Source organism: Kribbella sp. NPDC056861, from assembly GCF_040687575.1.
Taxonomy (GTDB): domain Bacteria; phylum Actinomycetota; class Actinomycetes; order Propionibacteriales; family Kribbellaceae; genus Kribbella.
On sequence record NZ_JBFBNQ010000010.1, the window covers coordinates 135,900 to 151,688 of the forward strand.

General features: G+C 67.5%; 13 protein-coding genes. 6 read left to right on the top strand and 7 right to left on the bottom strand.

Going from position 1 to position 15,789, the window contains the following annotated elements; genetic code table 11:
• Nucleotides 1-54: 54 nt before the first annotated feature.
• Nucleotides 55-405: a hypothetical protein gene (locus AB0P21_RS39595; RefSeq protein ID WP_363704370.1), complete on the top strand. Its 351-nt coding sequence runs from the start codon at nt 55-57 to the stop codon at nt 403-405.
• A 94-nt stretch (nt 406-499) separates the two neighbouring features.
• Here AB0P21_RS39595 and AB0P21_RS39600 read toward each other — a convergent pair whose 3' ends face one another.
• Nucleotides 500-1,678 (bottom strand): N-acetylmuramoyl-L-alanine amidase, encoded by a 1,179-nt coding sequence (locus AB0P21_RS39600; protein WP_363704372.1) that lies wholly within the window; start codon nt 1,676-1,678, stop codon nt 500-502.
• A gap of 483 nt (nt 1,679-2,161) precedes the next feature.
• Here AB0P21_RS39600 and AB0P21_RS39605 point away from each other — a divergent pair, with 483 nt between their 5' ends.
• Nucleotides 2,162-2,731 (top strand): hypothetical protein, encoded by a 570-nt coding sequence (locus tag AB0P21_RS39605; protein WP_363704374.1) that lies wholly within the window; start codon nt 2,162-2,164, stop codon nt 2,729-2,731.
• A gap of 98 nt (nt 2,732-2,829) precedes the next feature.
• Here the strand turns inward: AB0P21_RS39605 and AB0P21_RS39610 are convergent, their stop codons facing one another.
• Both AB0P21_RS39610 and AB0P21_RS39615 read right to left on the bottom strand, forming a co-directional pair.
• The gene (locus tag AB0P21_RS39610; RefSeq protein WP_363704376.1) at nt 2,830-4,095 is read right to left on the bottom strand and encodes a family 16 glycosylhydrolase; all 1,266 of its coding nucleotides are present in this window, start codon (nt 4,093-4,095) and stop codon (nt 2,830-2,832) included.
• A gap of 84 nt (nt 4,096-4,179) precedes the next feature.
• Nucleotides 4,180-5,880: a BTAD domain-containing putative transcriptional regulator gene (locus AB0P21_RS39615; protein ID WP_363704378.1), complete on the bottom strand. Its 1,701-nt coding sequence runs from the start codon at nt 5,878-5,880 to the stop codon at nt 4,180-4,182.
• A gap of 408 nt (nt 5,881-6,288) precedes the next feature.
• Here AB0P21_RS39615 and AB0P21_RS39620 point away from each other — a divergent pair, with 408 nt between their 5' ends.
• Together AB0P21_RS39620 and AB0P21_RS39625 are read left to right on the top strand one after the other, a co-directional pair.
• Nucleotides 6,289-7,098, top strand: coding sequence for an amidase (locus AB0P21_RS39620; protein WP_363704380.1), 810 nt, complete (start codon nt 6,289-6,291; stop codon nt 7,096-7,098).
• 96 nt (nt 7,099-7,194) lie between these two features.
• The gene (locus tag AB0P21_RS39625) at nt 7,195-8,751 is read left to right on the top strand and encodes a glycoside hydrolase family 88 protein (protein WP_363704382.1); all 1,557 of its coding nucleotides are present in this window, start codon (nt 7,195-7,197) and stop codon (nt 8,749-8,751) included.
• Nucleotides 8,752-9,021: 270 nt separating this feature from the next.
• Here the strand turns inward: AB0P21_RS39625 and AB0P21_RS39630 are convergent, their stop codons facing one another.
• Genes AB0P21_RS39630 through AB0P21_RS39640 form a run of 3 tightly spaced genes read right to left on the bottom strand, consistent with a single transcriptional unit; the run spans nt 9,022 to nt 12,956 of the window.
• Nucleotides 9,022-9,666: a response regulator transcription factor gene (locus AB0P21_RS39630; RefSeq protein ID WP_363704384.1), complete on the bottom strand. Its 645-nt coding sequence runs from the start codon at nt 9,664-9,666 to the stop codon at nt 9,022-9,024.
• Nucleotides 9,663-10,838 carry a histidine kinase gene (locus tag AB0P21_RS39635; protein ID WP_363704386.1) on the bottom strand — a complete coding sequence of 392 codons (1,176 nt, stop codon included), beginning with the start codon at nt 10,836-10,838 and terminating at the stop codon, nt 9,663-9,665. Before AB0P21_RS39635 ends, AB0P21_RS39630 begins: the two co-directional genes overlap by 4 nt.
• Before the next feature lie 3 nt (nt 10,839-10,841).
• Complete coding sequence (locus tag AB0P21_RS39640) at nt 10,842-12,956, bottom strand: MMPL family transporter (RefSeq protein WP_363704388.1); 2,115 nt, start codon at nt 12,954-12,956, stop codon at nt 10,842-10,844.
• Nucleotides 12,957-13,165: 209 nt separating this feature from the next.
• Here AB0P21_RS39640 and AB0P21_RS39645 point away from each other — a divergent pair, with 209 nt between their 5' ends.
• Together AB0P21_RS39645 and AB0P21_RS39650 are read left to right on the top strand one after the other, a co-directional pair.
• Nucleotides 13,166-13,978: a hypothetical protein gene (locus AB0P21_RS39645; RefSeq protein WP_363704390.1), complete on the top strand. Its 813-nt coding sequence runs from the start codon at nt 13,166-13,168 to the stop codon at nt 13,976-13,978.
• Nucleotides 13,979-14,144: 166 nt separating this feature from the next.
• A complete protein-coding gene (locus AB0P21_RS39650; protein ID WP_363704392.1) occupies nt 14,145-14,972 on the top strand; it encodes a hypothetical protein in 828 nt (275 codons plus the stop codon).
• 80 nt (nt 14,973-15,052) lie between these two features.
• On the opposite strand, the gene AB0P21_RS39655 is transcribed toward AB0P21_RS39650, so the two are convergent.
• Nucleotides 15,053-15,781: a GAF and ANTAR domain-containing protein gene (locus AB0P21_RS39655; protein ID WP_363704394.1), complete on the bottom strand. Its 729-nt coding sequence runs from the start codon at nt 15,779-15,781 to the stop codon at nt 15,053-15,055.
• Nucleotides 15,782-15,789: the final 8 nt, after the last annotated feature.

Consider the following 15,789-nt stretch of genomic DNA (forward strand, 5'->3'; position numbering starts at 1 on the left):
CGTCGACACCCCCAAGACTAGAACATATGTTCGAAGATGGGCTACCGTAGGTCCATGCTTGGACGGTTCACGGTGCGACTCTCAGACGACGGATCCGGCACCTTCGGGGTGTGGGACGGCGCCGTCAACGGCTGGCGCGTCACCAACCTCGAACGGGCCGCGGCCGAGCAACTGAAGACCGACCTCGACCTGCAGTTCAACGCTCACGGACCGCGGCCGGCCGACGAAGTACGCACCGTCGACCCCGCTCAACGCGTCGAGCACCTGACCGCCTGGGAGTCGGGTGAGCTGGACGCCTGGGTTCGCGACGGTGGCCAATGGCTCGGACGAGTCCGGGACCGCGACGGCCATATCGCCTGGATCCCCCAGGACAACCTCCGCCAAGCCGCCCCCGAGGCCCCGTGACCGCCAGTCATCCATGCGTTCGACGGCCGTTCGAGCGCAGGGGATGCATCGCGTCGACAGCCCCGGGGGTCGATACGCCCGGGGCTGCCCCCGGTCACTGGCCGATGCCGTACGAGATGTAGCGGGGTTGGCCATCGGGTAGGCGAAGGTGGAAGCGGCTTTCACTCGGGCGGTAGATGCCGAGATCGCACACGCCGTCACCAGTCCAGTCGCCCGTGACCGGGATGTCGCCAGGGGCACCCCAAGGGAAGTAGCTGGGCTGGCCATTGGGCAGGCGGAGATGGAAGCGGCTTTCGCTGGGCCGGTAGATGCCGAGATCGCAGACACCGTCACCGGTCCAGTCGCCGGTGACCGGGATGTCGCCAGGGGCACCCCAATCGAAGCGGCTGGGTTGGCCATTGGGCAGACGAAGGTGGAAGCGGCTTTCACTGGGACGGTAGATGCCGAGATCGCAGACACCGTCACCGGTCCAGTCGCCGGTGACCGGGATGTCGCCGGCGGCGCCCCAAGGGAAGTAGCTGGGTTGACCATTGGGCAGGCGGAGATGGAAGCGGCTCTCGCTAGGTCGATAGATGCCGACGTCTGCGACGCCATCCCCGGTCCAGTCACCGGTGACAGGGATATCCCCGGCGGCACCCCACTCGAGATGGAAGGTGCTGGCGTCGGGTCGACGGAGGTGGAAGCGGCTTTCGCTGGGACGGTAGACACCGACGTCTGCGACGCCGTCACCGCTCCAGTCACCGATCACCGGGCGGTCCGCTCCGCCCTGCAGCTGCCGCGCCACGTCCGCCCGCATGGCGTCGAGGTCGACGAACGAGGGGTCGATCTTCCCGGTGACGCTGGTCTCCCGATGGCCGCGCGCGTAACTGGCATCTCTCCCGAGACGCTTCAGTACCGCCGCGGTCGCCTTGATCGATGCGCTGTACTGCGCCGCGCTCATCGCCTGGTCCGGCCGGACCGGATCGTCTCCGACGTAGTCGATCTCCCAGCCGATCAGCATTGTGTTCCCGCTTCCGGCGGGGATCGGTCCACTCTGCCTGGCATCTCCGGCATGGTTGGCGTGATTGGCCGAGATGACGTGGAAGACGCCGTTGTAGTCGACCATCGCATGGCACAGCGGGCCGGGTAGCCCGCTGCGGCCGTTGATGCAGACGCTCAGGCTTGGGGCGGGATTGCTGGGACTGGTTGTCGGGCCGTTCGTGTGGTGCCACAGAACACCGATCGGATTGAAGGTGCCACCGGCGGTGCGACTCTGCCAGTTGCCTTCCTCCACGACCTGTACTCCCGCGGCCCGCAGTACGTCAGCGAGCCACGTGATGGCGACCATCAGAACCACTCGAGATCAGCGAGGCACTCCAGAGTCTTGACCTGAGCCTCGGCCGGCCTCACGGCGAGGGCCGGTCCCGCCAGTCCGATCGCGACTGCCGCGCTGAGCAGTAGCCTCCTGGACGGCCGATTCGCTGCCTGTTGTTCGGCCGGTGGAGGTAGAGCGCTGGATCCGTTCATCATTTCTCCCTGGGCGGTCGGGAAAGATCTCGGTTCCGATCAGCATGTGATGCGGACGAAACGACAGGACCGCTTTGGCCTGAACATGCCAATCAGGCCTGATCACGCGGAGGCTGAGTTATTACCTTCGCCAGCACGTCTTCAACGGAATAGGGAGAGGAAGTGAAAGCGAAGACTGAACGGGTCTGGCCGCCGAGTGACCTGGCTTCCTACCGTGGCGGAAATCGTCCGCCCCACAGGAGGCATCCAGATGTCTGGAAAGCTACTTGCTACAGCCGTGTTGGCCTTGGTCGCCACCGCGGTGACGACCAGCGCAGTACCGACAGTGCTTCGCGACAGCCCGGTCGCGGCCGCTGGTTCCACGGTCGAGACCGGGCACTCCGACGACGGCCAGGCCGGCCAGGGACACGGCACCTCGGTTGCTGATTTCAGTCAGCCGGCGGCTGCTCTCGGCAAGCTGCTCGCGCCGCCGCCTGGCGGCTGGTCGGTGCCGAGCAGGCGGAGCTACTACCTCACATCGTCGTGCCAGCCGTACGCCTCGACCATCCGGCGCGGAGCGGCCGCGTGGGCCGGCATGACCGAGGGCAGCGGTACGCCGGTCGAGTGCCGCAACGGCTACATCAACGACTGCAACGGAGGCGCCCGGATCGTCGGGTGCAACTGGGGCCAAGGGCAACGAATCGCGCTCTACCTCGGCGGTGTCCGCGACGGCGCGCTGCTCGCGGCGCACGAGTTCGGGCACGACTGGTACGGCCACTCGGGGTACCGCTGCGCCACCTGGAACAGCCCGCAGGAGGTGATGGCACCGACCATGTGCTGACTCCCGACGCCAGGAGCAGGCCGGCTGTCGTGGTACTGGCCGTACCACGACAGCCGGCATTGCTTAAGGCAACGATCTGTGAGTTGGAGCTGGAGGGATTACAGGTTGTAGATGCGTGCCCAGTCGACGTCGTAGCTCGCGGGTTGCATGTTGGCGCCGTAGAAGTTGTCCAGCTGGATGGTCAAATGGCCCGAGGGCATGCACTGGATGCAGCGGCGGACACTGTTCGCGCCGCCGGTGTAGCTGAACCACTGGACGCCGTCGATGAAGCCCTTCACGTAGTTCGGGGTCCACTCCAGCGCGACGTTGTGCCACTCGGTCAGCGCGGCGCCGCAGTTCGTCTCCTTGCCGAAGATCTGCTGGGTCTCGATGCCGGCGTTGTGCGGGTAGTGCATGAACGACTCCGCGCAGGCCTGGCCGGGTGCGCCGTTCTCCAGGAAGTCGTACTCGCCGTCCTGGGGCCAGCGGTCGGACTCTGGCCAGACGATCAGCAGCGGGTGGTACTGGCGTCCGTTGTTGGCGCCCTGCGGGTTGGACCGGATGCGCGCCTCCCAGCGGCCGTACTGCTTGTTGAGCTTGGAGGCGAGCCAGGCGGAGTCGCCGTTGGCCAGGCCGGTCTGTCGGAGGTAACCGTTGGCGACGGTCGACCGCGAGGCGCAGCGGCGGCCGTTGCCGGCGTGACCGGCCCAGCATTCGCCGGCGGCGTTCCACTTGGTGCTGTCCGGGGCGCCGGTGTAGTTGAACTCGTCACTGGCCGGTAGCGGAGTGCCCCAGCCGAACTTCTCCGCGGCGCTGGACCCTCCTGTCGGCGGCGGAGTGCCACCGGAGGTGCGGTAGTCGGCCGCGGTGGTCTGCCAGTGCCCGGAGCCGCTGGTGACGCTGGCGAGCGGATGAGTGTTCACGGCTCCGGCGGGGGCGGTGAACTGGGCCGATACCTTCGTCCAGGCCGAGGCGGTTGTCGCGACGGCCGAGCCTTCGGTGCTGCCGAGGTAGGCGTCGCCTGCGCCGTACCAGTCGACCTGGATCTTCACCTGACCACTGGACTTGGCGTCGACGGCGAACGTGTACGCCGTACCAGCTGTCACTGCTTGCTGCGGAAGATAGATCCCGGCCGCACTTCCGGACAGCGTGACGTCGTAGGCGTAGGACGCCACTGGATGGCCGCTGACTGCCACCCGGCTGCCGGTACCGCCGGACAGGGTTCCCCAGCCGTTGGCGTTCTGGGCCAGGACCGGATTCGACGCGGTGTTGTCGGCGGTGGGTTGCGGGGTGATTCCTGCCTCGGCATGGCCGGCCGCCAGGCCTGCACCGAGGATCGCGAGCGTTGCGGCTGCAACAGCCCAGCGGGGGCGGGTTTGTCTCACAACGGACTCCGTCTCATCAGAGGGACATCGAAGCCATCGTGCGCACAGCAGGTACAGCGGCCGTCCACAGCAGGTACAAGCGAGCTAACTGGACGACTGACGGACCGCCGCCAGAACGGTCGGGTAGGCGCCCGGTGTCCGCTCGAGCAACTGTTCGGTGTCGAAGTTCCAGGCGAACAGGCCCTGCGCTCGGAGGGAGGACAGAGCTGCCGGGGCCAGCAGTGCGTTGAGGTCCGAGGTCATCACCGAGGTCGGGATGTCGTCCGAGCCGTACTGCGCGACCATCACCGGCCCGTACGGAGACAGCGTCCTGACGGCGGCCTTGAGGTACGTGACGTTCTCGTCGGGCTCCCAGCTGATGACGGCCTGATAGTCCGAGGTGCTCAGCACGTCGGCGAACTTCTTCACCATCGTCACGCCGTCCGGAGTGGTCATCGGCCAGCTGTGCCAGGCGATGCCCACCCGGGCGTTCGGCGCGGTGCTGCGGAAGATCTCCCGGACCTCCCGGTACCGGTCCTTCAGCGCCCGGTAGTAGTTCGTGTCCGCATTGCCGTCGCCGTAGTCCCCCGGCGTGCAGCCGTAGGTGTCGACACCGCTGAACAGCGTGACGTAGAGCGCGGGAGACTGGTTGCTTCCAGCAAACACTCTGGCCAGCGTTCGCATGTCGGTGAGAAACTCCGGCGACAACGGGTACGCCTTGCCGCAGCCCGCGCCGTACTTGGTGCTGACCGGGATCGGAGGGTCCCAGTCACCGACGATGAGCTGCAGGGCATAGCCGTCGGCGTACGACTTCTGGACTACCGGTTCCGACCAGCCCTCGAGGGCCGGCAGGGACTTGGCGCCGTGGTACCAGGTGGTGAGCATGCTGATCGGGGCCTGGTGGGCGAGTTTGCTGGTCCGGGCGATGGTCGCCTGATCGCCGATGCCGAAGAGGAAATCGCCCTGCCCCGCGGCCGCGCGAGGCGGCGAGTCGTCCGGCCGGCGCAGTACGGTGAAGGCGACGAAGACGCCGATCAGCGCCACCACGGCCGTCAAGGCGATCAACGGACGGCGATCACGGCGACGAGTTTGGTGCGCCGCAGGCGATTCCTGCAGCGCGGGGTCTCGCAGCAGCGCCGCGTGAAGCTGCTGAAGGGCCGATCCCGGCTCCACTCCGAGATGCTCGATCATGGCGCGCCGGGCCTGCTGGAACGCGGCCAGCGCGTCGGAGCGCCGGCCGGCCTCCGCGTACGCCGCGACCAGTCCGAGCCAACTCGACTCGCAGAGCGGATCCTCGGCTGTCAGCTCCCGCAGTACCGCGATCGCTTCTGCCAACCGACCGGTCCGGACCAGGACCTCGGCGTACGACGAACGAGCCGCCAACCGCAACTCGACCAGCCGGGCCTCTTCGGGACCGACCTCGTCACAGTCCAGCGTCGCGAACGGCCGCCCGCGCCACAGCCCGAGCACCCGCTCCCATTCCTCCGCCCCCTTCAACTCACCGGACTTCACCGCCTCCGCAAAGACCAGGCTGTCCAGCTGTGACGGCGAGACGGTCAAGCGGTACTGACCGGCCAACCGCTCGATGGTGAACTCGGGCGACAACCCCCGCAGCCTGCTCACGTAGGTCTTCAGATTTCCCTCGGCCGACGAGGGTGGCGTGTCGCCCCACACCTCGTGCACCAGCCGATCGACCGCGACCCAGGTGTTCGCCTCTCGCAGCAGCACCACCAGCAACCGACGAGGCTTGCCGGCTGTCAGCTCGGCACCTTCGATCGCCAGTGGTCCGAGCACGCGGAACAGCATCCGTCCTCCTCAGCAGGCTTCACCCACAGTCTGCTCGGACTGCACCGCCGGACCATGGGCGTCGCCCGGGAAATCGATTTATCAAGCGTCGATCCATTCTGCACCCGATCGCCGGCGACGCGCGGTGCCGGCCAGCGATTTCGTCCTGGTCGAAACGTGCCGACACCGGTTGACAGCGAGCGGAAGCCACTCGACACTCGGTCAAGAAATCGATTTCCGCCCCGTTTGCGCATCCGCCCCGGAGGTTCCGATGCACGCTCGCCGCCCCGCCCGCCCAATTCGCCGCCGCCTGATCATCGGCGTTCCCGCCGTGGTCACTGCCGCGGCGCTGACCACCCGCCCGGCTGCAGCCGCCGCTCCCCGACTCAAGGTCATCGAATGCGCCGCTGACCTGTTCCAGGCGTCCTGATGGCGACCATTCCCTGGCTCGCGGACGTACTCCGCGCGGCCGGCGTACAGGTAGTTGAGGAAGGCAACTGGCTCGGCCGCGCCGTCTCCGGCTCCTTCAACCCGATCGGCGTGCTGTGGCACCACACCGCGGCCTCCACCTCCAGCGCCGCCAACCCCCATCCGGCCCTGAACGTCGTCATCAACGGCCGCTCGGACCTCCAAGGACCACTGGCCCAGGCGCTGGTGGACTACAACGGCGTCTTCCACGTCATCTCGGCCGGGCGCTGCAACCACGCCGGCGCCGCCCGCGTGAGTGGCCCGATCCCGGCCGGCGACGGCAACACGATGCTGATCGGCTGGGAGATCGACTACAACGGCGTCAACCAGACGATGAGCCCGGCGCAGTACACCGCGTCGCTCAAGGCCACTGCCGCCGTCCTGACCCGGCTCGGGCGCGACTCGAGCTACGCCAGGGGACATCGCGAAACCAGCACCACCGGCAAGATCGATCCGTACGCCGTCAACCTCGACTCGATGCGGTCGGACGTCGCCGCTCTGATGGGTGGCACCCAGCCGGGCCCGTACAACTTCAGCACCTACGGCTCCGGCGTCAGGGTGCGTACCGACGCCCGCCTCAACGCACCGATCGTCACCACGCTGACCGGACCGACCCAGGTGTTCGTCCAGTGCCAGAAGCAGGGCGACACGGTGACGGCCGAAGGACACACCAACAACTGGTGGTCGAGACTGCGTGACCAGCAGGGCTACATCTCGAACATCTTCATCGACCATCCCGCGGCGCAGCTTCCTGGCGTACCGAACTGCTGATCCGTCATAGCTAATACCTATTAGCTTATTGACACAGCGTGATGCTCCGATCACAGTCGAGGCGTCGGTCACCGCCCCCCGGTTTTGGAGCTCGAGATGCCTGCACGATCGCTGCGCCGCGCCCTGATAGCACCTCTTTCACTAGCCGTACTGACCAGCACCCTGATCGCATCCCAGCCGGCCGAAGCCGAGGCCGAGGTGGACGCCGCCGCGGCCACCCGGCTCGAGGCCGAGTCGGCCACCCTGTCCAGCGGCAGCACGATCGACACCGACCACACCGGCTTCTCGGGCACCGGCTTCGTCAACACGCCGAACAAGGTCGGCAGCTACGTGCAATGGACCGTCAATCGCACCCAGGCCGGGCCGGCCACCCTGTCCTTCGGCCACGCCAACGGCACAACGGCCAACCGGGCGGTGAACATCACCGCCAACGGAACCCTGATCACCGAGAACGTCGCGGCTCCGTCCACCGGCGGCTGGACGCAATGGCGGACGGTCGTGACCACAGCGAACCTCAAGGCGGGCACCAACACGATCCGCGTGACGGCGACCACCGCCAACGGCGCCCCGAACCTGGACTACCTCGACGTCGTCACGGGTACGCCGGACTGGTCCGTGGCGATGGTCAACTCCACCATGGCCCGCTACCAGCCGACGACCATCGGCGGCTGGTCGTACCCGGTCGGGCTGTATCTCTACGGGCAGTATCTGGTCTACCAACGCACGCACGACCCGAAGTACCTCGCGTACCTCAAGTCGTGGGTCGACAGGTTCGTGGACTCGTCCGGGAACATCAACAACAGCTTCAACGACCTCGACAGCATGCTCTCCGGCCGGCTGCTCGTCGTACTGCACCACGAGACCGGCGACAACCGCTACAAGGTCGCCGCGACCAAGATCCGCACGCGGCTCAACACCTACTCGCGGACAGCCGACGGCGGTTTCTGGCACGCCAACTACCGCCAGCACCAACTCTGGGGTGACGGGGTGTTCATGGTCGACCCGTTCCTCGCCGAGTACGGGCGCGAGTTCGGCGATTCGACGTACACCAGTAAGGAGACCGTCGCCCAACTGCTGACCTATGCGAGCCACCTGCAGCGCCCGAACGGACTGCTACGGCACGCGTACGACGAAGCCCGCGCCCAAACCTGGGCGGATCCGACCACCGGGCTCTCACCGGAGGTCTGGTGCCGCGCCGAGGGCTGGTACGGGATGGCGGTCATCGACGTCCTCGCAGCGGTCCCAGCCAACCAGCCGCGCCGCGCCGAACTGATCGAAGTACTGCGCAAGCTCGTGGCCGCGTACGCGAACTACCAGGACCCGGCGACCGGGCGCTGGTTCCAGGTCGTCGACAAAGGCAGCCAGGCCGGCAACTGGACCGAGACCTCCTGCTCGTCGATGTACACCTTCGTCATCTCCCGCGCGGTGCAGCACGGGTACGTCGACGCGTCGTACCAGGCGGTCGCGGATCGCGGCTACCGCGGCGTACTGGCCAAGATCTCGCTCGGCGGCGACGGCCGGACCAACCTCAAGGACATCAGCGTCGGGACCAACGTCGGCGACTACCAGTTCTACGTCGACCGGACCCGAGCCACCAACGATTTCCACGGCCTCGGCGCGTTCCTGATCATGAACGAACAACTCCGCGGTTGACGTCCGCCGGTCGCGCTCACCGCCGTACGACGCAGGCTTTCGTCGTACGGCGGCCGCGGTGCGGTCAGTTGCCCTTGATGATCTTCGAGCCGCAGCTGTACGGCGTTCCCTTGGCGCCGCTGACCGAGCAGGCGGTCAGGATGATCGAGGTGTTCTCCGGAAGTCTCATAGTGTTCCTTCGGACTGGGTTGGACCATTTGTCCTGACCGCGAACACCATGCCATGCCCCAGGATCAACCGCGGGGCTTCGCAGGCCGATGCACATGGCAACTAGAGCAGGCCGGCTTCGTAGGCGGCGATCACGAGCTGGACCCGGTCACGAGCGCCCAGCTTCGCCAGGATGCGGGCCACGTGAGTCTTGGCGGTCAACGGGCTGACGACCAGCTCGGCTGCGATCTCCTGGTTGCTGCGGCCCGCGGCGACCAGTTGGAGCACCTCGCGTTCGCGTGCTGTCAGGCTGGCGAGCCGCTCAGGGGTAGGGGCGTCCGGGCGACTCAGCGCCCGGGTGATGACCGCTCTGGTCGCGCCCGGCGACAGCAGCGCCTCCCCCGCCGCGACGGTGCGGATGGCGTCCAGCAGCGTGTCCGGGCGGGTGTCCTTGGGCAGGAATCCACACGCCCCCGCGCGAAGGCCACGCAGGACGTTGGTGTCTGTCTCGAACGTGGTCAGGATCAGCACTTTGCTGCGGCTCGATCCATCGTCAGCGACGATCTGCCGGGTCGCCTCGATGCCGTCGGTGCTCGGCATCCTGATGTCCATCAGGACGACGTCGGGGTGCAGGTCCCGGGTCAACGTCACCGCTTCGTCGCCGGTACCGGCCTCTCCGACGACCTCCATGTCGTCAGCGGAGTTGACCAGCAGCGCGAACGCGCCGCGCACCAGGGTCTGGTCGTCGGCGAGCAGGACCCGGATCACGACGGCACCCGCCAGCTCTCCGGCAGCGGCAGGCTGGCCCGTACTTCGAATCCTCCGGAACTCCCCGGGCCGGCGGACAGTTCGCCGCCGACGGCCTGTGCTCGCCCTGTCATCCCGGCGATCCCGAAACCGGCCGGTGCCACGGTCGAACTCACTCGCGCGGGCCCGTGGTCGATGACCGCGATCCGCAGCCGGTGGCCTTCCTGGTCGAGCCGGACGGTCGCGTGCTTGGCCGTCGAGTGCCGAATGACATTGGTGAGCGACTCCTGAATGATCCGATAGGCCACCACGGACACCGTCGACGGTAGCTCGTCCGGCAGCCCGTCGGCTTCCACGTCGACCCGGACGTCGGCCGCCTCGGCCAGCTCCACCAGACGTTGCAGCTCGCCGATGTGCGGCGCCGGCTCGGTCGGCTCGGCATCGCCACCATGCAGCACGTCCAGAACGGCACGCAGCTCACGGAGTGTGGCCCGGCTCGTGTCCGACAGGTTGTGCAGCGTGCTCGAGAGCTCCTGCAGCGACACGTCCCCGCGACTCGGCAGCTGGTCGATCAGGTGCGCAGCGACAGATGCCTGGACGTTGGCGACCGCGAGGCCATGCGCCAAGACGTCGTGCAGCTCGGCCGCGATCAGCACCCGCTCCTCGGCGACCCGCCGCTCGACCTCGTCGGCACGCTCCTGCTCGACCCGTGCGGTGACGGCGGCCTTCCAGTTCTCATGGAAGCGGACCGCCAGCCCGGCGAAGAAGGCCATCAACAGCCAGCCGACGCCGAGAAGTGCATCGCCAGGTCCCCCCGACGCCTCGTCGGCGAGGACCGGCACGGTCACTGCGGCCACTGCCAGCAGGACAGCGGCGGCCCGCCGCGGCGGTGCGCTGTAACGCGCCGCCGCGAACGCCGCCACCAGCGAGGCCGGCATCGTGGCCTCATGGGGATAGTCGAGGACGTGGTACGGCGTCGACACCGCGAGGACCGCGAGGACGACCAGAATCGGCCGGTGCCGACGGGCCGGCAACGGCGCCGACATCGCGCCCAGGAGCGCGATCGCCCACAGGTCCACGCTTCGCTCGCCCTCGAAGTCGACGGCCTGCAGCGTGAGCGCGACGACGACGCCGAGCACGAACGCCGCGGCCGTCAGCAGCCAGTCGGCGGCTGACGGACGGAGCGCCCTCATCGTTCACACAGTGTCATCGACACGGTCCTGTCCCATCCGCCGGAGCTTGCCGGGCCACCAGATCCGCGAACCCAGCGACATCGTCAGTGCGGGAACCACGATCGACCGCACCAGCAAGGTGTCGATGAGCACGCCGACGGCAACCAGTATCCCCACCTCGACGAGCATCACGAGCGGCAATGTGGCGAGCACCGCGAACGTCGCCGCCAGCACGACGCCGGCCGAGGTGATCACGCCACCGGTCACCGCGAGGCCACGCTTGGTGCCCTCGACAGTGCCGTGCCGGGCGGCCTCCTCACGGACCCGGGTCATCAGGAAGATGTTGTAGTCGACCCCGAGCGCGACCAGGAAAAGGAATCCGATCAAGGGCACCGACGACTCCAACCCGGCGAAACCGAGCACATGGTCGAACACCAGATTGCACAACCCGAGGGCCCCGAAGAACGACACCACAACGGTGGCGACCAGGACCAGCGGAGCCACGATCGCCCGCAGCAGCAGCCCGAGAATGGTGAGCACCACCAGCAGGATCAGCGGCATCACCAGATTACGGTCGCTCTTGTTGGTCTCGGCCTCGTCCAGCCGTTCGGCACTCGGCCCACCGACCAGCACGGCCTCGCCGGCCACCTGGTTCACTTTCTCCCGCAGCCGCTTGATCGTTGCCGTTTCCCCCGCGCTTTCCGGCGGGTCGACCGGGATCGCGGAGATCTCCACCCAGTCGGCACTGGTCCGGCCGATCTCGGCTTCGGCGACCCCCGGTGTGGTCTTGACGGCAGCCAGGACCTCGCGGCTCTGGTCCGGCCGACTCATCACGGTGAGCGGCTGACCGCTCTGGTCGGGGTACCGCGCCTCGATCAGCTTCGCCCCGGCCACCGACTCCGGCGTCGATCGCGCGAACTGGTCCAGCTGCGGAAGCGAGCCGCTGGCTCCCATTGCGCCAAGCGCGAGACCGCCCAGGATCATCAGTGGCACCGCCCAGCTGACGACGCGGCGGCGCGCAACCAGTTCGCCGAGCCGAGCCCACCGAGTACCAGCTGCGTGTGCCTCGGCCCCGAGTCGCGGCACGAACGGCCAGAAGACCCGTCGCCCGAGGACCACCAACAGGGCAGGGAAAAGCGTCAACATGACGAGCAACGTGGACCCGATGCCTGCAGCACCCACCGGACCAAGACCGCTGGTGCTGTTGAGATCCGCGGCCAACAGGCACAACAGCCCGGCCACCACTGTCGCTGCCGAAGCGAGGATCGCCGGGCCGGCCCCGCGCAGCGCCGCCAGCATCGCGTCGATCGGCCGCTCGTGCCGGTACAGCTCCTCGCGGTAGCGCGACACGAGCAGCAAGGCGTAGTCGGTGCCCGCGCCGAAGACCAGGACGATCAGCAGCGCCGAGCTCATGCTCGTCACGGTGAAGTCGAAGATCTGGCTGAGTGCGTAGACAACACCCATCGACATGATCGCCGCGACGCCGACCGCCGTGAGCGGAACCAGCCACAGCAGCGGACTGCGGTACGTCAGGATCAGCAGGATCGCCACCACAACGGCAGTGGCGAGCATCAACGTCGCGTCGACGGCGTCGAAGACCTCGTCCATGTCCGCACCCAGCGCGGTCGGACCGGTGACATAGGCCTTCAGCCCGTTCGGCCGGTCGGTGAGCAGGGCACGCGCCTCCGCGGTGGCGCCGGCCTCCTCCGCGATCGCCTCCCGGTCGAGCGGCAGCGCGTACATCAGCGCTGTGCCGTCGGCGGAGTCGATGATCTCGGGCGGTACGTCGATGTCGTTGCCGAATCGCTTCGCCAGCTCAGCATGGCCGCGTACGACCGCCTCCCGATCGCCCGGTTGGAGACCGTCAGGTCTCTCGTACACGACCACGAGCAAGCCTTCCTCGCCGCCGGGCAGCTTGGCTTCGGCTTCGAGCACCTTGGTCGACTGGGCGCTGGCCGGCAGGTAGTCGGCCTGGCCGTCGCGGGTCACCGAGTCGAGTTTTCCGGCGAGTGAGAAGCCGGCCACCAGCAGCCCGGTCCACACAGCCACCATGAACCACGGCAGCACGGTCCTGGTTCGCGATCTTTTCAGTCTGCTGTCGGCACCGGCGTGGTCGGGCGCCCGGAGTTGAGATGTCATGCGATCACGCTGTCAAGGCGGCGGGGTTGAAACGTCTGGCCATGGCAGACACTTCGCCGTACTCCGCGCGGAGTACGGCGAGTCTGGTCACCGTGGGTGATCGATCGATTTCGATCGAGTTCGGGGTCCTGGCACCACGAGCGCATAAGTTGTCATGCCGTACACACGCCCTCCGGCCCTCCCCGGCCGGACTCTTGTGGAGGCACCTCATGACGAAGACGTTCAGCAGACGACAGGCACTCGCGCTCGGTGGCGGGCTGGCCGGAGCGGCAGCGATCGGTACGGCGGCCGCCGGATCCGCCGCCGCTGCCGGCGCCTGGGTCCGGCTCCCGGTGGTCACGGCGAACATCGGCCGGCGCAACCTCGGTAACCGCGAAGCCGCGATCCGCGATGTCCGCAACAACTCCGACTCGGAGCGGCCGCTGGTCGGCTGGCAGGAGATCAACGAGGGCGACACCGGCGAGCCGGCCATGATCAACCAGCACTTCGGCGGCGCCTACAACAACGCGTTCCTCAACGACGGCCAGTCCTACCGGGTACCGATCTCGGTGCCGGCGCCGTGGGTCGTGGTGAACGCGGTCAACACCTTCGTGCACGGCGTCGTACCGAACGTCTCGCCGCCGCGCTGGATCAACGAGGTCACCATCCAGCACAACGCGAACCCGACGCTGAAGTTCGCGATCCTCAACACCCACTACCTGGCCGGCGCCTACAACGGCGAGCAGAGCGCCGCCAACCGGGTGTACTGGGACCAGCACAAGACCATCCACCGCCAGCGGGTGATGAACTACCACAACCGCGGCACCGCGGTGTTCTGGACCGCCGACACCAACAACCCCAACTTCGACGCCGCCACCGGCCAGCCCAACGAGGGCAAGGCGTTCCCGAACGGCATCGACCGGGTCGACTGGCTGCCCGGCAACGGCTCGGTCCAGATCCAGCTGCTCAACACCAAACTCGTCCCGATGAGCGTCGACGACCACTCGGCCCGGGTCGCGATCTTCCGCGTTCGTACGGCGTGACAACAGGTTGATTCGGGCTCGGCGCGGACAGCGTCGAGTCCGACAGCTGGATGTCGGGAACGATGTCGAAGACGTCGTATTCGCCACTGTTGGTTGATCACTCGGCTACCTACTGTGAGTCAGGTACCCAAGGCCAACCAGCCGTGGCCAACACGAGGAGAACACGATGTCGGATTCCAATGAAGTCAGACCGGTGACCCAGAAGGACTACGTCGCGGTGGAGGAGGCGTTCGACGCGGCGGTCCCGCACAGCGCCACTCGTCGTGCGCTGCTGGATCGGGCCGGCAAAGCCTTGGCCGTGATCGGCGGCGGCGCGTTGCTGGCCTCCGCGGTCACCCCGGCAGTTGCCGCTACCAACGGCTCGGACAGCAAGTCCAGCCGGGCTGATTCGGTTCACCGGATCAAGTCGGTGCTGGCCACCTTCGAGGTGTTCGGCGTGACGTTCGTGAGTGAGGCCGTTCGTCGTGCGCCAGGAACTCCTTCGGCGAAGTTCCTGCCGGTACTGAAGTCCGCCAACACCTCGGAGTACTACCACCTCCGTGGGCTGGAGCGGGTCGGCGCCGAGCCGATCTCCAAGCGGATCTGGATTCCGGAGGAGCTCTTCGGCAAGGGCGGCGCCGGACTGTTCAAGTCGATCGAGCAGGACGAGGACATCGAGATCAGCGCGTACCTCGTCGGCGTCACCTCGTTCGCCCGCAGCGGTGACGCCTTCGGTGCCCGGTTGTGCGCGGAGGCGCTGGGAACCGAAGCCGTCCACCGGGCCCTTGCCCGCGACGCGCAGAGCAAACTCGGCGCGACCGTCGTCAATGCTCCGAACGACAGAGGGTTCGAATCGTTCCTCTACCAAACCGGTGGCGACGCCTTGCGTGCCCTGGAGGCAGTCGGGGTCGGGTTCGGCAAGAAGGGCAGCAAGCCGGGCAAGTTCTACAACTACCCGGGCAACCCGCTGGACAACGGCACGGGTCTCCCCCTGCTGTCGACCAGGGCGCAGTAAGCGCTCTCTGCACAGCCGCTGCGTTGCTGCCCCAGACCCAGGTAGCACGCACCGGACGCGGCCGGGTCGCCGTACGCCGATCAGTTGCCGGCGGCACCGAGTTCGGCAGCCGTGATCGTGCCGTCGATGATCGCGACGGCGACGGCGCCGAGCTGAAGGTGGTTGCGACGGGCATGGGCTCGCATCAGCGCGAAAGCATCGTCGACACCGATGCCGGCCCGTTCGGACAGGACGCCCTTGGCCTGTTCGAGCATGATGCGGCTGTTCAGTGCGGACTGGAGCTGCTCGGCCAGCACCTCGCCGCGGCGTACGGTGCGTTCCTGCAGCAACCCGACGGTGGCGATGTCGCACAGCGCCTGGCCGAGATCGACGTCGGCGGCGCTGAGGGTGGACCGCTCGACGCAGAACAGGTTCAGTACGCCGATGATCTGGCCACGCAGCCGCAGCGGCAGCGCATGGGTCGAGCGGTAGCCGACCGCGAGGGTCGCGGCGCGGAACCGGGGCCAGCGTTCCTTCACCTCGTCGAGGTCGATGTTCGCCATCTGCTCGCCGGTGGAGTAGCAGTCCAGGCACGGGCCTTCGTCGTTCTGCAGCACGAACAGCTCCAGCAGCTTGGCCTCTTCGCTGGTGGACGCCATCACGTGCAGCACGCTGCGCTGGTCGGCCAGGATCAGGCCGGCCGCGTCGGCCTGCAGCAGCTCGACGCTGCGCTCACACAAGGTGTGCAGCAGGTCGATGACGTCGAAGTCGTCGACGAGGGTGTCCGCCAGTTCGACGAACACCTGCGCGAGGCGCTGTTCCCTGCTCATTCGGTGCC

Coding starts and splice junctions, on each gene's coding strand:
- AB0P21_RS39595 (WP_363704370.1), top strand. CDS start 55: ATGCTTGGACGGTTCACGGTGCGACTCTCAGACGACGGATCCGGCACC.
- AB0P21_RS39605 (WP_363704374.1), top strand. CDS start 2,162: ATGTCTGGAAAGCTACTTGCTACAGCCGTGTTGGCCTTGGTCGCCACC.
- AB0P21_RS39615 (WP_363704378.1), bottom strand. CDS start 5,880: ATGCTGTTCCGCGTGCTCGGACCACTGGCGATCGAAGGTGCCGAGCTG.
- AB0P21_RS39620 (WP_363704380.1), top strand. CDS start 6,289: ATGGCGACCATTCCCTGGCTCGCGGACGTACTCCGCGCGGCCGGCGTA.
- AB0P21_RS39625 (WP_363704382.1), top strand. CDS start 7,195: ATGCCTGCACGATCGCTGCGCCGCGCCCTGATAGCACCTCTTTCACTA.
- AB0P21_RS39635 (WP_363704386.1), bottom strand. CDS start 10,838: ATGAGGGCGCTCCGTCCGTCAGCCGCCGACTGGCTGCTGACGGCCGCG.
- AB0P21_RS39640 (WP_363704388.1), bottom strand. CDS start 12,956: ATGACATCTCAACTCCGGGCGCCCGACCACGCCGGTGCCGACAGCAGA.
- AB0P21_RS39645 (WP_363704390.1), top strand. CDS start 13,166: ATGACGAAGACGTTCAGCAGACGACAGGCACTCGCGCTCGGTGGCGGG.
- AB0P21_RS39650 (WP_363704392.1), top strand. CDS start 14,145: ATGTCGGATTCCAATGAAGTCAGACCGGTGACCCAGAAGGACTACGTC.
- AB0P21_RS39655 (WP_363704394.1), bottom strand. CDS start 15,781: ATGAGCAGGGAACAGCGCCTCGCGCAGGTGTTCGTCGAACTGGCGGAC.